Origin of the sequence: Micromonospora pisi, assembly GCF_003633685.1 — a bacterium.
In the GTDB taxonomy this organism is placed as follows: Bacteria; Actinomycetota; Actinomycetes; order Mycobacteriales; family Micromonosporaceae; genus Micromonospora_G; species Micromonospora_G pisi.
The window spans coordinates 2,386,430-2,399,890 of the sequence record NZ_RBKT01000001.1 but is presented as its reverse complement, the minus strand read 5'-3'; the positions used below and the strand labels follow the sequence as shown (position 1 = coordinate 2,399,890).

The 13,461-nt window shown below is 70.8% G+C and carries 12 protein-coding genes; 7 read left to right on the top strand and 5 right to left on the bottom strand.

Translation table 11 applies throughout. The features are described from left to right. Positions 1-121 precede the first annotated feature (121 nt). Positions 122-379, bottom strand: coding sequence for a hypothetical protein (locus BDK92_RS09615; protein WP_121156401.1), 258 nt, complete (start codon positions 377-379; stop codon positions 122-124). A 27-nt stretch (positions 380-406) separates the two neighbouring features. Between BDK92_RS09615 and BDK92_RS09610 the strand changes: the two genes are divergently transcribed. The 3 genes from BDK92_RS09610 to BDK92_RS09600 all read left to right on the top strand — a co-directional run bounded on the left by BDK92_RS09610 (position 407) and on the right by BDK92_RS09600 (position 2,919). Continuing rightward, a complete protein-coding gene (locus tag BDK92_RS09610; RefSeq protein ID WP_121156400.1) occupies positions 407-748 on the top strand; it encodes an antibiotic biosynthesis monooxygenase family protein in 342 nt (113 codons plus the stop codon). A gap of 55 nt (positions 749-803) precedes the next feature. Continuing rightward, positions 804-1,331, top strand: coding sequence for a hypothetical protein (locus BDK92_RS09605; protein ID WP_425462300.1), 528 nt, complete (start codon positions 804-806; stop codon positions 1,329-1,331). Positions 1,332-1,539: 208 nt separating this feature from the next. Continuing rightward, entirely contained in the window at positions 1,540-2,919 is a 1,380-nt protein-coding gene (locus BDK92_RS09600) for a glycine--tRNA ligase (RefSeq protein ID WP_121156399.1), read from the top strand. 85 nt (positions 2,920-3,004) lie between these two features. On the opposite strand, the gene BDK92_RS09595 is transcribed toward BDK92_RS09600, so the two are convergent. Further along, positions 3,005-4,048 (bottom strand): type IV toxin-antitoxin system AbiEi family antitoxin domain-containing protein, encoded by a 1,044-nt coding sequence (locus tag BDK92_RS09595; RefSeq protein WP_121161878.1) that lies wholly within the window; start codon positions 4,046-4,048, stop codon positions 3,005-3,007. Between the two features lie 198 nt (positions 4,049-4,246). Between BDK92_RS09595 and dusB the strand changes: the two genes are divergently transcribed. After that, positions 4,247-5,401 (top strand): tRNA dihydrouridine synthase DusB, encoded by a 1,155-nt coding sequence (dusB, locus tag BDK92_RS09590; protein ID WP_121156398.1) that lies wholly within the window; start codon positions 4,247-4,249, stop codon positions 5,399-5,401. Here dusB and BDK92_RS09585 read toward each other — a convergent pair. After that, positions 5,320-7,113, bottom strand: a complete 1,794-nt coding sequence (locus tag BDK92_RS09585; RefSeq protein ID WP_170208858.1) for a beta-N-acetylhexosaminidase — start codon at positions 7,111-7,113, stop codon at positions 5,320-5,322. The genes dusB and BDK92_RS09585 overlap by 82 nt on opposite strands. A gap of 293 nt (positions 7,114-7,406) precedes the next feature. On the opposite strand from BDK92_RS09585, the gene ppdK reads away from it, so the two are divergent. Then, a complete protein-coding gene (ppdK, locus tag BDK92_RS09580; protein WP_121156396.1) occupies positions 7,407-10,121 on the top strand; it encodes a pyruvate, phosphate dikinase in 2,715 nt (904 codons plus the stop codon). Positions 10,122-10,166: 45 nt separating this feature from the next. On the opposite strand, the gene BDK92_RS09575 is transcribed toward ppdK, so the two are convergent. Continuing rightward, positions 10,167-10,670: a roadblock/LC7 domain-containing protein gene (locus BDK92_RS09575; protein ID WP_121156395.1), complete on the bottom strand. Its 504-nt coding sequence runs from the start codon at positions 10,668-10,670 to the stop codon at positions 10,167-10,169. Between the two features lie 419 nt (positions 10,671-11,089). Between BDK92_RS09575 and BDK92_RS09570 the strand changes: the two genes are divergently transcribed. Then, a complete protein-coding gene (locus tag BDK92_RS09570) occupies positions 11,090-11,452 on the top strand; it encodes a VOC family protein (RefSeq protein WP_121161876.1) in 363 nt (120 codons plus the stop codon). A gap of 71 nt (positions 11,453-11,523) precedes the next feature. Next, positions 11,524-12,750 carry a deoxyguanosinetriphosphate triphosphohydrolase gene (locus BDK92_RS09565; RefSeq protein WP_121156394.1) on the top strand — a complete coding sequence of 409 codons (1,227 nt, stop codon included), beginning with the start codon at positions 11,524-11,526 and terminating at the stop codon, positions 12,748-12,750. Between the two features lie 52 nt (positions 12,751-12,802). Here the strand turns inward: BDK92_RS09565 and BDK92_RS09560 are convergent, their stop codons facing one another. Further along, positions 12,803-13,423, bottom strand: coding sequence for a riboflavin biosynthesis intermediates N-glycosidase (locus BDK92_RS09560; protein ID WP_121156393.1), 621 nt, complete (start codon positions 13,421-13,423; stop codon positions 12,803-12,805). Positions 13,424-13,461 lie beyond the last annotated feature (38 nt).

The window sequence follows — 13,461 nt, the reverse complement described above, 5'->3', positions numbered from 1 at the left end:
CTACTCTCCGCGCGAATGAGAATGATTGTCAAAAACGCATGCGTGCATGTGACCAAGCGCGCGGCGTACGCCGGTCAGACCGGCCGCACGGCGGCGGCCAGCCGGACGACGGGCACAGGGGTCAGAGGATCTTCACCAGGGCGACCGTGGTGAGCAGGGCCAACATCAGCAGGCGGACGAGTCGGGTCGCCGGCGGCTGCACCGGCCAGGTGACCCGCAGCAGCGCCAGCAGCCCGACGGCGAGCGCCAGCAGCACCGCCCCGCCGATGATCCCCGGCGCGAAGAGGCCGACCAGCATCACGATGACCGTGGCGAGGAACACGACCGTCGGATTCACCCGGGCCAGACGGGCCAGCAAGACGCTCTGCGTACGCTGCATGGCACAAACTCTACGAGGAGGCACCCGGTGCTGGTGACGAACCGGTTCGTGGTCGACGAGGACGGCGCGGCGTCCTTCACCGAACGGGCACACGCCGCGCTGGCCGCGCTGGCCACCCGCCCCGGTTACCAGCGCGGGCAGCTTCTCCGTGCGCTCGACGACCCCCGGCACTGGTCCCTGGTGACCGAATGGGAGTCCGTCGGCACCTACCGGCGGGCCCTGGGCGCCTTCGACGTCAAGGTGTACGCCACCCCGCTGCTCGCCGAATCGCTGGACGAGCCGTCCGCCTACGAGGCGCTCGCCGCAGCCGCTCCGGGCGGATCGGTCGAGGTCACGGCGAGTGACCGGGCCACTGATCCCCGACGATGAGATCGCGGGCACTACCCTTGCGACCATGACCACTCCGGGGCCGGCCGGCCCGCCGATGCCGTACCCGGTGCCGCCCGGAACGTACGGCCCGCCACCGCTGGGAGGCGTGTCCGCGCCGCCGCCCGGACCGGGAGTGACGCCGCCGTTCGCCGCGCCACCGACCGAGGGCCGGACCATGCGGCTCTGGCTCGGGCTGGGCGTGGCCGCGCTCGCGGTGGTGCTCTGCTGCGGCGGCGGGGCGGTCGCCGTGGTCGGGCTGGGCGTGGCGGGTGGCCAGGCGGTCAACGAACAGGCCCGCGCGGTGACCGGCGACTACTTCGACGCGCTCCGCAAGCAGGAGTTCGACAAGGCCTACGAGGTCCTCTGCGACGCGGCCCAGCGCCGGGAGTCGCCACGCGAGTTCGAGGCACGGGTCTCCGACCAGCCGCAGATCAGGTCGTACGAGATAGGTGCGGTTGCCGGCACCACCGACCTGGCCGTCCCGGTCGACGTGGTCTACGACACCGGTGGCTCCGACAACCTGCGGGTGCTGCTGGCGCAGGACCGCCGCACCGGTCAGCTTGAGGTCTGCGGCATCAACTAGGCGGCCCCGGGGCCGAGCGGTCCCTCGGGGGGCGGCGGCCGACCAGCCCGGCGGAGGTGCTGGTCGGGCCGGTCGGCCAGCGGAGTAATCTGCTGGGCTTGGACCACCGGTGACCGTACCGTTGTCCCGTTCCGGATCGTCCCCGCCGACACCCTGTCCCCGCAGACCCTGTCCCCGCCGACCGCCAGTCGGCGTAGGAGGAGAACCAATGCCTGCCGACCGTATCGATGCCGTGGTCAGCCTCGCCAAGCGTCGAGGCTTCGTCTTCCCCTCCAGCGAGATCTACGGGGGAACCCGGTCGGCCTGGGACTACGGTCCGCTCGGCGTCGAACTGAAGGAGAACGTCCGCCGTCAGTGGTGGCGCACGATGGTGCAGCAGCGCGACGACATCGTCGGGCTCGACTCCGCCGTCATCCTCGCCCGCGACGTCTGGGCCGCCTCCGGTCACCTGGACGCGTTCGTCGACCCGCTGACCGAGTGCCAGTCCTGCCACAAGCGGTTCCGCGCCGACCACCTGGAAGAGGCGTTCGAGGCCCGGCAGGGCCGGCCGCCGGCCTCCCTGGCGGAGATCAACTGCGCGAACTGCGGCAACAAGGGCACCTTCACCGAGCCGCGCATGTTCAACGGCCTGATGAAGACCTACCTCGGCCCGGTGGAGAGCGACGAGGGCCTGCACTACCTGCGCCCGGAGACGGCTCAGGGCATCTTCGTCAACTTCGCCAACGTGATGACGTCGGCGCGCAAGAAGCCGCCGTTCGGCATCGCCCAGGTCGGCAAGTCGTTCCGCAACGAGATCACCCCGGGCAACTTCATCTTCCGTACACGCGAGTTCGAGCAGATGGAGATGGAGTTCTTCGTCGAGCCGGGCTCGGACGAGCAGTGGCACGACTACTGGCTGCGGGAGCGCTGGAACTGGTACATCGACCTCGGGCTCAGTGAGGCGAACCTGCGGCTGTTCGAGCACCCGAAGGAGAAGCTCTCCCACTACTCGAAGCGGACCGTGGACATCGAGTACAAGTTCATGTTCGGCGGCACCGAGTTCTCCGAGCTGGAGGGGATCGCCAACCGCACCGACTTCGACCTCACCACGCACAGCAAGCACTCCGGCGTCGACCTCTCCTACTTCGACCAGGAGAAGGGCGAGCGCTGGATGCCGTACGTGATCGAGCCGGCCGCCGGCCTGACCCGCGCGGTGCTGGCGTTCCTGCTCGAGGCGTACGACGAGGACGAGGCGCCGAACACCAAGGGCGGCGTCGACAAGCGGACCGTACTGCGCTTCGACCCCCGACTCTCCCCGGTGAAGGTGGCCGTCCTGCCGCTGTCGCGCAACCCGGAGCTGTCGCCGAAGGCGCGGGACCTCAGCGCCGCCCTGCGCAAGCGTTGGGTGGTCGAGTTCGACGACTCGCAGGCGATCGGTCGGCGCTACCGCCGGCAGGACGAGATCGGTACCCCGTTCTGCGTCACGGTCGACTTCGACACCCTGAATGACAACGCGGTCACCGTACGCAACCGCGACACCATGCTCCAGGAGCGCGTCTCCCTCGACCAGGTGGAGAACTACCTGATCGAGCGCCTCCCCGGCTGCTGAGATGTAAGGAAGGGCCCCTTCTTATCGTTTTCTGTATAGGAAGGGGCCCTTCCTAACGCGCCTACTCGGGCGGGCGGGCCCGCGCCTACTCGGGTAGGAGGAGTGCCGAGCATGGGGGGCGGGAGCCCTGGCGGGAGAGGTAGGCGTCCTCGACCGTGCGGCGTACCAGATCCGGGTCCTGTCTGATCTGAGCCGGTGTGAAATGCAGCACCAGCGCGCCGTGCCGCCCCAGTTCGTTGTTTCTCCTCAGTGTGCTGGCCCACCCGGTGGGCGTGAAATGAAACTCCTGGGAGTCGACCTCGAGGGCGATCGCGGCGTCGTCGATCCAGCCGTCCGGACTGGGCAGCCGGGCACCGGACCGGTCACCGAGCCGAGGATTCCACCAGATCTCCGGCAGCACCTCGCTACCCGCCAGGCACTCCCGGAGCTCGGCCTCGGGCGCCGACCGCACGCCGTCGACCACCTCGGCGAAGGCCCGTCGGACCAGCGCGGTACGGCTGCGGCGGGCACGTCGGACTTCCTCGTCGAGCGTCGGCAGGTCGGTGAAGTCGCGCTGGATCGCCTCCGCCACGATCGCCCGAACGGTACGGAGGTCGCGCATGTCCCGCGCGGCGTCGACGACCGCCCGGGCCGGCGAACAGACCCGGTAGAGCCCCGCGTCACGGGCACGGCTGTCGAGTGTCAGAGCACGTGCGACGTTCACGTACCCGGCCGACCTTCTGCGGCTGTGGTGCGGCACGATCAACTGCACCTGGTCGCTCTTGGGTACGTAACGGAAGCCGTACCAGTGCAGGGCCGCCAGTCCGGTGATCTGCCCGTCCCGTCCGGTGTAGAGCACCGCCGCGATCCGACGTTGCTCGTCCGTCAACACCCCCGTGACCAATGAGTACGTCCCCGGCAGCGGGCGTTGCCAGCGCCCTTGCCGGACGCGTCGGTAGATCTGCATGTCGTCCACTCCGGCGAGCAGCAGTTGGGCCCGCGACACGATCTGCTGCTGCCGAGCGGCGGTTGTCTCCAGCGGCACGGGCGTCGGTTCGAGGCGCGCGGCCGGTTCGAGGCGCGCGGCCGGTTCGAGGCGCGCGGCCGGTTCGAGGCGCGCGGCCGGTTCGAGGTCGGTTGCTCCGGTCATCCGTGCAGCCTGGATCACCCCGCTCCGCGCCCGACCCCTTCCGCCAGCGATCTGTGGACAACCGACCTCCCTGTGGAAATCGCCCACCAGGTCGGAAAGTGTGTTACGAGGGCCTGTTAATAAGGGGCCCTTCCTCTACCGAATGCGATAACAAGGGGCCCTTCCTTACCCCCGGGGGGCGGGTGGGATGCTCGGAGGATGACGTCGTCCGCTGCTGCCCGGGCTGTGCCGGGTTCGCTGGCTCTCGGCGGGCACCAGGTGTGGCCGCCGGTGGTGCTCGCGCCGATGGCCGGTATCACCAATGTCGCGTTTCGTCAGCTCTGTCGGGAACAGGGCGGCGGGCTCTACGTCTGCGAGATGGTCACCACCCGGGCGTTGGTGGAGCGGAATCCCCGCACCATGCGCATGATCGCGTTTGGCCGCGACGAGCGACCGCGCAGTCTGCAGCTCTACGGGGTCGACCCGGAGACGACGGCGGCGGCGGTGCGGATGGTGGTCGAGGAGGACCTGGCCGACCATATCGACCTCAACTTCGGTTGTCCGGTGCCGAAGGTCACCCGCAAGGGCGGTGGCGCGGCCCTGCCGTGGCGGCGCCGGCTCTTCGCCCGGCTGGTCCGGTCGGCGGTGGCCGCGGCGGCACCGGCCGGGGTGCCGGTCACGGTCAAGATGCGCAAGGGCATCGACGACGACCATTTGACGTACGTCGAGGCGGGGCTCGCCGCGCAGGAGGCCGGGGTGGCGGCGGTGGCGCTGCACGCGCGTACGGCCGAGCAGCGTTACTCGGGCAGCGCCGACTGGGACGCGATCGCCACCCTCAAGCAGGCGCTGGACGTGCCGGTGCTGGGTAACGGCGACATCTGGGAGGCGGACGACGCGCTCCGGATGTTGGAGCGGACCGGTGCGGACGGAGTGGTGGTCGGTCGGGGTTGCCTGGGGCGGCCGTGGCTCTTCGCCGACCTGGCGGCGGCTTTCGCGGGCCGGTCCGATCGGGTGCTGCCGGATCTGGGGCAGGTGGCGGGGACGATGCGCCGGCACGCCGAACTGCTCGCCGGGTGGCTGGGTAGTGAGCGGGACGGCTGCACCGACTTCCGTAAGCATGTGGCGTGGTACCTGAAGGGTTTCCCGGTCGGCGGTGAGTTGCGCCGGTCTCTCGCTATGATCAACAGCCTGGCCGAGTTGGACGACCTGCTCGGCAAGCTCGACCCGGTGGAGCCGTTCCCGACCCACACGCTGGGTCAGCCGCGTGGCCGGACGAACTCGCCCGGCAAGGTCTACCTGCCGGACGGTTGGTTGTCCGACCGGGACAGTGACGTCGTACCGGCCGGGGCCGAGATGGACGACTCCGGCGGCTGAGCGCCCCCATCGGCGGTCGGCTCGACCGGGCCGATCTCGCGGCGTGGCGACGGGACGGCCGGTCCGGTGCCGGTCGTGGTCGGCCAGGGCACCTCGGGGGAGGGGTGGTAGGCGATGCTGGCGGTGTCCCACCGTGGGCTGTGTGCGGCGAGCCGGAGCCGGAACGATTCCCAGTCGCGGGCGGGTGCGGTCGACCAGCCCAGTTCGGCGACGGCGACCAGCCGGGGGAAGGTCATGTACTCGATCTCCGGCACCGTACGGATCGTTTCCGTCCACAGTGGTGCTTCGACGCCGAGTACCGCCTCCTCGGGCACCCCGTCCAGGTAGGTGCCGGGGTCCCAGTCGTACGCCGTGCGTACCTCGATCAGGCCGGCCCAGTCCTGCCCGAGCGTGGTCGACTCGGTGTACTTCATGTCCAGGTAGGTGCGGTTGCCCGGGGACATGATCACCCGTGCGCCCTGGGCGACGGCGGCGGCCACCTTCTCGTCCGCGGTGGTGGTGCCCCAGTACTGGAGCACCCGGCCGGGGACGTGCTCGGCCGGGGCGAGCTGGTGCCAGCCGACCACCGTACGGCCGGTGTCGGCGACGATCCGCTGCACCCGGTTCATCACCGTGGCGTAGTCGGCCGGGCTGAGCTTGAACGCCTCGTCGCCGCCGACGTGCAGGTATGCCCCGGGGGTGAGCGCGGCGAGTTCACCGAGGACGTCGGTGACGAAGTCGTACGTGCGCTCGTTGTCGACCGCGAGGTAGCTGAATCCGACCTCGGTGCCGGTGTACGCCGCTGGCGCGACCCCGTCCGGCGCGAGTTCCGGGTAGGCGTGCAGCGCGGCGTTGGTGTGCCCGGGGAGGTCGATCTCCGGTACCACGGTGATGTGCCGGGTGGCGGCGTACTCGACGATGGTCCGGTAGTCGGCCTGGGTGTAGTAGCCGCCGACCCCGCCGTCGACCTCGGTGGCGCCGCCGACCTCGGCCAGCTTCGGCCAGGAGTCGATCGCGATCCGCCAGCCCTGGTCGTCGGTGAGGTGCAGGTGCAGGTGGTTGAGCTTGTACCGGGCGAGCTGGTCGACCAGGCGGAGTACGTCGGGGACCTCGAAGAAGTGGCGGGAGACGTCGAGCATGGCGCCCCGGTAGGCGAACCGGGGCGTGTCGACGATCTCCCCGCCCGGCACCTCCCAGGGGCCGGGCTGGACCGTGCTGCTCTCGATCGCCGCCGGCAGCAGTTGTCGCAGTGTCTGTACGCCGTGGAAGAGCCCGGCCCGGTCCCGGGCCCGGATCACGATGCCGTCGCCGGTCACGTCGAGCCGGTACCCGCCCTCGTGCGTGCTGCCCGCCGATCCGGTCCCCGCCGTCCCGGTCTCCGAGGTCTCGGTGGTCGGGTCGAGGAGCAGGGTGATCGCGTCGACCGGGGGGAGCGTGCCGTCGTCGGCGCGGGTGACCGGCAGCGGGTGGCCGGTGGCCGGGCGCAGCAGTGTGGCCAGGTAGTCGGCGACCGTACCGGCGGCCGGGTCGGCACCGGTCCGGATCACCGTCTCGGCGGTGAGGCGGTAGCGCACACCGGGGGCGGGTCGGACGCGCGTCGGCGCGGGCAGGACACCGGTCAGCCGGGCGTCCGTCGCCGCGCCGGCCCGGACGGTCGCCCGGCCCGGTTCGGGCGTACGCGGTGCCGGCGGCGCGGGGCGGGCGGGGGCGTGCTCCTGTGGGCCACTGCTCATCGTCAGTTCAGCTTCCTCGGGGCGGGACCGGGGGTGGTTGCCGTTCGGTGCCGTACCCAGGTTACCGCCGGTGTGGTGCGTGCTCATGCGCGTGGAAGCGCTCCCGCAGACCGGTGCGAACACGGACAGGGACGACGCCTGTGCCGATTGTCACCCATTACTGACTGGTCGCCCTAGGCTGGCTTAACCTTCGCGGACCAATGGCCATTGGTTCTTCTCGGTACGGACTTCCGTACCCGGGGTACACAGACCAACTCAACCCTTCGTTCAGCGTCGTACGTGGGAGGCTTCTGGTGGCATCGAGGGACACGGCAAGCGTCGGACACAAATGGGTGTACGACTTCACCGAGGGCAACAGGGAACTCAAGGACCTGCTCGGCGGCAAGGGCGCCAACCTGGCGGAGATGACCAACCTCGGCCTACCGGTGCCGCCCGGATTCACCATCACCACCGAGGCGTGCCAGGCGTACCTGGCCAGCGGGACCGCACCCGCCGAACTCGCCGAGCAGATCACCGCGCACCTGACCTCGCTGGAACGGGCGATGGGCAAGCGGCTCGGCGACCCGTCCGACCCACTGCTGGTCTCGGTCCGCTCCGGAGCGAAGTTCTCCATGCCGGGCATGATGGAGACGGTCCTCAACGTCGGTCTCAACGACGCCAGCGTGACCGGGCTCGCCGCCCAGGCCGGCGGCAACGAGCGGTTCGCCTGGGACTCGTACCGCCGGTTGATCCAGATGTTCGGCAAGACCGTCTGCGAGGTGCCGGGCGAGGAGTTCGAACACGCGCTGGACGGGGCGAAGCGGGCCAAGGGCACCACCAACGACCTGGACCTGGACGCGGCGGACCTGCGGGCGCTGGTCGACACGTACAAGACGATCTTCCGTAAGCACACCGGCCGGGACTTCCCGCAGACCCCGCGCGAGCAGCTGGACCTGGCGATCTTCGCGGTCTTCGGCTCGTGGAACGCCGAGCGCGCGGTCCTCTACCGCCGGCAGGAGCGGATCCCGGCCGATCTCGGCACCGCGGTCAACGTGGTGGCGATGGTCTTCGGCAACCTCGGGCCGGACTCCGGCACCGGGGTCGCGTTCACTCGCGACCCGGCCAGCGGCGCGCAGGGCATCTACGGCGACTACCTGGCCAACGCCCAGGGTGAGGACGTGGTCGCCGGCATCCGCAGCACCGTCCCGCTCCAGGAGCTGGAAAAGCTCGACCCCCGCTCGTACGGCGAACTGCTCGGCATCATGGCCCGGCTGGAGGAGCACTACCTCGACCTCTGCGACATCGAGTTCACCATCGAGCGGGGCAAGCTCTGGATGCTCCAGACCCGGGTCGGCAAGCGCACCGCGGCGGCGGCGTTCGTGATCGCCGGCCAGCTCGTCGACGAGGGACTGATCGACCTGGACGAGGCGCTGCACCGGGTCAACGGCGCCCAGCTCGCCCAGCTCATGTTCCCCCGGTTCCGGCTGGAGCACGATGTCGCGCCGCTCGCCGCCGGAATCGGCGCCTCACCCGGCGCCGCTGTCGGCAAGGTGGTCTTCTCCGCCGAGCGGGCGGTCGAGCTGGCCGGCGAGGGCGAGTCGGTCATCCTGGTCCGGCGGGAGACCAGCCCGGACGACCTGCCCGGCATGATCGCCGCCCAGGGCATCCTGACCTCCCGTGGTGGCAAGACCAGCCACGCGGCGGTGGTCGCCCGGGGGATGGGCAAGACCTGCGTCTGCGGCGCGGACGCCCTTGACGTGAACGTACGGTCGCGTCAGTTCACCGTGGACGGCCAGACCGTGCGGGAGGGCGAGGTCGTCTCGATCGACGGGACCACCGGCCGGATCTACCGGGGCGAGGTGCCGGTCTCCCCGTCCGAGGTGGTGCGCTACTTCGAGGGCAGCCTCGACGCGACCGAGTCGGGCGATCCGCTGGTGCAGGCCGTACACCGGATCATGGCCCACGCCGACGAGCGGCGCCGGTTGCGGGTACGGACCAACGCCGACACCGGCGAGGACGCCGCCCGTGCCCGGCGGTTCGGGGCCGAGGGGATCGGACTGTGCCGTACCGAGCACATGTTCCTCGGGGACCGGCGGGAGCTGGTCGAGCGGTTGATCCTGGCCCGTACCGACGCCGACCGGCAGGAGGCGCTCGCCGCGCTGCTGCCGTTGCAGCGGAACGACTTCGTGGAGATCTTCCGCGAGATGGACGGGCAGCCGGTGACCGTACGCCTGATCGACCCGCCGCTGCACGAGTTCCTGCCACCGTTGGAGGAACTGGCGGTGAACGTGGCGGTGGCCCAGGAGCGCGGTCAGGACGCGGCCAAGGAGGAGGCGCTGCTCACGGCGGTACGCCGGATGCACGAGCAGAACCCGATGCTCGGGCTGCGCGGCGTCCGGCTCGGCCTGGTCATTCCCGGTCTCTTCGCGATGCAGGTGCGGGCGATCGTGGAGGCGGCGGTGGCCTGTGCCCGGGACGGTCAGGTGGCCCGTCCGGAGATCATGGTGCCGTTGGTCGGCGCGGTGCAGGAGTTGGAGACGGTCCGGACCGAGGCCGAGAAGATCATTGCTGAGGTGGTCGGCGACAGCGGCGTCGAGGTGCTGGTCGGCACCATGATCGAGGTGCCCCGGGCGGCGCTGACCGCCGGCCAGATCGCCGAGGCGGCCGAGTTCTTCTCCTTCGGCACCAACGACCTGACCCAGATGGGCTGGGGCTTCTCCCGCGACGACGTGGAGGGCGCGTTCTTCTGGCGTTACCTGGAGCTCGGCATCTTCGGCATCTCCCCGTTCGAGTCGATCGACCGGGACGGGGTGGGGCGGCTGGTCCGGATCGCCACCGAGGAGGGTCGGGCCGCCCGGCCGGGCCTCAAGATCGGTGTCTGCGGCGAGCACGGCGGCGACCCGGAGTCGGTGCACTTCTTCCACGAGGTCGGGCTCGACTACGTCTCCTGCTCACCGTTCCGGGTGCCGGTAGCCCGGCTGGAGGCGGGCCGGGCGGCGATCACGACGACCGGCTCGGACAGCCGCTGATCCGATGAGCGCCCCCACCGGGGACTGTGCGGTGCGCGTACGCGCTCAGCGCAGCCCCGGTGGGCGCAGGCCACCGGTCTCGGCCCAGAGGTCGGCCGGGAGCGCGGCCATCGGGGTGCGTACGTCGAGCGGGGCGTCCGGATCGGTGGCCGGAACGGCGGCCACCGACGCCGCGACCCGGAGCGAGTCGACCATGGTGCCGAGCCGGTGCGCGGAGGCCCGCGCCTCGGGGTGGATCCGTTCCACGTCACTGTCCGGATAGGTCACCAGGGTCAGCAGCCCGTACGCCCCGGCCGGGTAGGTGATCACGCAGCCGCCGGCGCTGCGTACCACCGACTCGTGCAGCGGGCCGTGGCCGGCCGACTGGGCGAACCGGTGTCCCAGGCCGAGGGTGGCGGCGGCGAGCGCGGCGAGGTGGTGCGGGTCGGCGTCGGTGAGGTCGGCGGCGATCAGCAGGCCGTCCACTCCGCCGAGCACCGCGCCCGACAGGTCGGGGAGCCGGCGGCGCAGCCGGTACAGTTCGGCCCGGATGGCGGCGTCAGCGTCCACGGGAAACTCTCCTTAACTGTGCTGACGGAGGAACTGTGCTGCGGGGAGGTCCGGACCGTGGGTTGTCCAGGGAGCGGTAGATGGCCCTGGGGTCCCGTCGGTTCGACGCCGGCCGGCAACGTGAATGGTCGCGCGGGCTCTCGGGTGGGACATCGGGCTGGTCAGGCTCTGCCGACCGGGCCGGTATCGCCGCCGGCTGGTGACCTTCTGCTTACGGCACGCTACACCTGGCCATTGCCTGATGTGATCCCGTGACGGTCGGCAATTGGACAGCAACTCCAGCCTGATCGGTGGTTGCGAGGGATCACCAAACGAATGCGAGAAGTGTCAGCCGGTCGAAGATGCACCGCTCCGGTCGGGCGGGCGTAACCTGGGCGTCACTCAAGTTTCGTCACCTGATCGCGACGGAGGTGTCTGCCATGGGCAGTCTCTGGGCAAACCTGGTGGTCGACGCCCAGGACCCGGCGCGCCTCGCCCGCTGGTGGGCCGAGGCACTCGGCTACCGGATCACCTATGAGAAGCCCGAAGAGGTGGAGATCAGCCGTTCCGCCGACGAACTACCCAGCATCGTCTTCGTGCCGGTGCCCGAGGGCAAGGAGACGAAGAACCGGCTCCACATCGACCTCCGCCCCGCCGACCAGGAGGCCGAAGTGGAGCGGCTGGTCAACATGGGTGCGCGCCACGTCGACGTGGGACAGCGCGAGACCGACACGTGGATCGTGCTCGCCGACCCCGAGGGGAACGAGTTCTGCGTGCTCCGGGCCGCATCTGCTGCCTCCTGAGCAGGCCAGGCGCCAGCCTCCTGAGCAGGCCAGGCGCCGAAACCGTCCGGGCAGGGTGACAGGATGGGCCGGTGAACCATGACGGCGACGCCGAGCGTCTGGTCGGCGAGCCGCGCAAGGACACCGGTCACGGGCGGAGCCCGTACCAGCGGGACCGCGCCCGGGTGCTGCACTCGGCCGCCTTCCGCCGGCTGGCGGCCAAGACCCAGGTGCACACCGCCGGCACCGACGACTTCCTCCGTACCCGGCTGACCCACTCTCTCGAGGTCGCGCAGATCGCCCGGGAAATGGGGCAACGGCTCGGCGCCGACCCGGACGTCGTCGACGTCGCCGGGCTCGCGCACGACCTCGGCCACCCGCCGTTCGGACACAACGGCGAAGAGGTGCTCGACAGCCTCGCCCAGTCCTGCGGCGGCTTCGAGGGCAATGCGCAGACGCTGCGCGTACTCTCCCGGTTGGAGGCCAAGGTGCTGCGGCCCGACGGCGCCTCCGCCGGCCTCAACCTGACCCGGGCCTCGCTCGACGCGACCGGAAAGTACCCCTGGCCCCGGGAACCCGGCCGACGCAAGTTCGGCGTCTACGCCGACGACGCCGAGGTCTTCACCTGGCTGCGCCAAGGCGCCCCGGAACGGGCGCAGTGCCTGGAGGCACAGGTGATGGACTGGGCCGACGACGTGGCCTACTCGGTGCACGACGTCGAGGACGGGGTCTACCGGGGACACCTGCGGCTACCGGACCTCTTCGACGACGCCGACGAGCAGGCCGCACTCTGCGCCGACGTCGCCGCCACCTACTCCACCGAGTCCGCCGCCGACCTCGCCCCGGTGCTGCTCGGCCTCCTCACCGACCCACTGCTCGCCCCGCTCGCCGGCTACGACGGCAGCCACCGGGCCCAGGTCGCGTTGAAGAGCACCACCAGCGCGCTGACCGGACGGTTCGTCTCGGCCGCCGTCGACGCCACCCGGCAGCGGTACGGACCCGACCCGCTCCGCCGGTACGCCGCCGACCTGGTCGTACCCCGGCTGGTCCGGGCCCAGTGCGCACTGCTCAAGGGGATGGCGCTGCGGTACGTCATGCGCCGCCCCGGCGCCGACCGCTGGTACGCCCGCCAGCGCGAGGTCATCACCGAACTGGTGCACGCGCTGACCGTACGGGCGCCGGCCGCGCTCGACCCGGTCTTCGCCCCGCTGTGGCGGGAGGCCGGCACCGACGCCGCCCGGCTGCGGGTGGTGATCGACCAGGTCGCCTCCCTCACCGACCCGGCCGCCGTCGCCTGGCACCACCGCCTCGCCGGGTAAGGAAGGGCCCCCTGTTATCGCTTTCGGTAGCGGAAGGGCCCCTTCCTAACCTTCAGCGGCTGCGGCTGCGGCTTCGGGGAGTGGTGGCTGCGGCATCGGGGGTGGTGGGTTCGCGGAGCGCGGCGCGGGCGTCCATGAGGGCGAAACCGAGCAGGTTGAGGCCACGCCACCGGTCCGGGACGGCCGCGTCGGGGTTGTCGCAGGCCAGGCCGACACCCCAGATCGGGTCCACCGGGCTCGCCTCCACCAGCACCCGGTCGCCGGTGCCGAGCAGGAACTCGCGCAGCGCCGGGTCCTGCCCGAACTTCGCCACGCTCGCGGCGAGCACGATGTCGTACCGGTGTTCCTCCCAGGTCCGTTGGTCGAAGCCGGCGACCTGACGACCCAGTGTCTGCGGCCGGTGCGGATGTCCGGCGGCGAGGATCCGCTCGGCGGTCCCCGTGTCGCCGAAGAGTGTCGCCTTACGCCACATCATGTAGTGCTCGGCGGTGGCGAAATCCAGACCGTCCACGGTGAACGGTGAGGGCGCCCACTGGCTCAGGCAGCCCGCGTCGACCACCCCGTCCGAGCGGTGCTTCCAGAAGAAGACGAACTTCAGCCGTACGCCGTCGGCGAGTGCGCGGTTCAGTTGCCCGATGTCGCGGGGATGGGTGTGCGGGGGCTGTGTGGACATGCGGGCGAGTATGCCCGGCGCCCGCCCCGGTGCCGAGG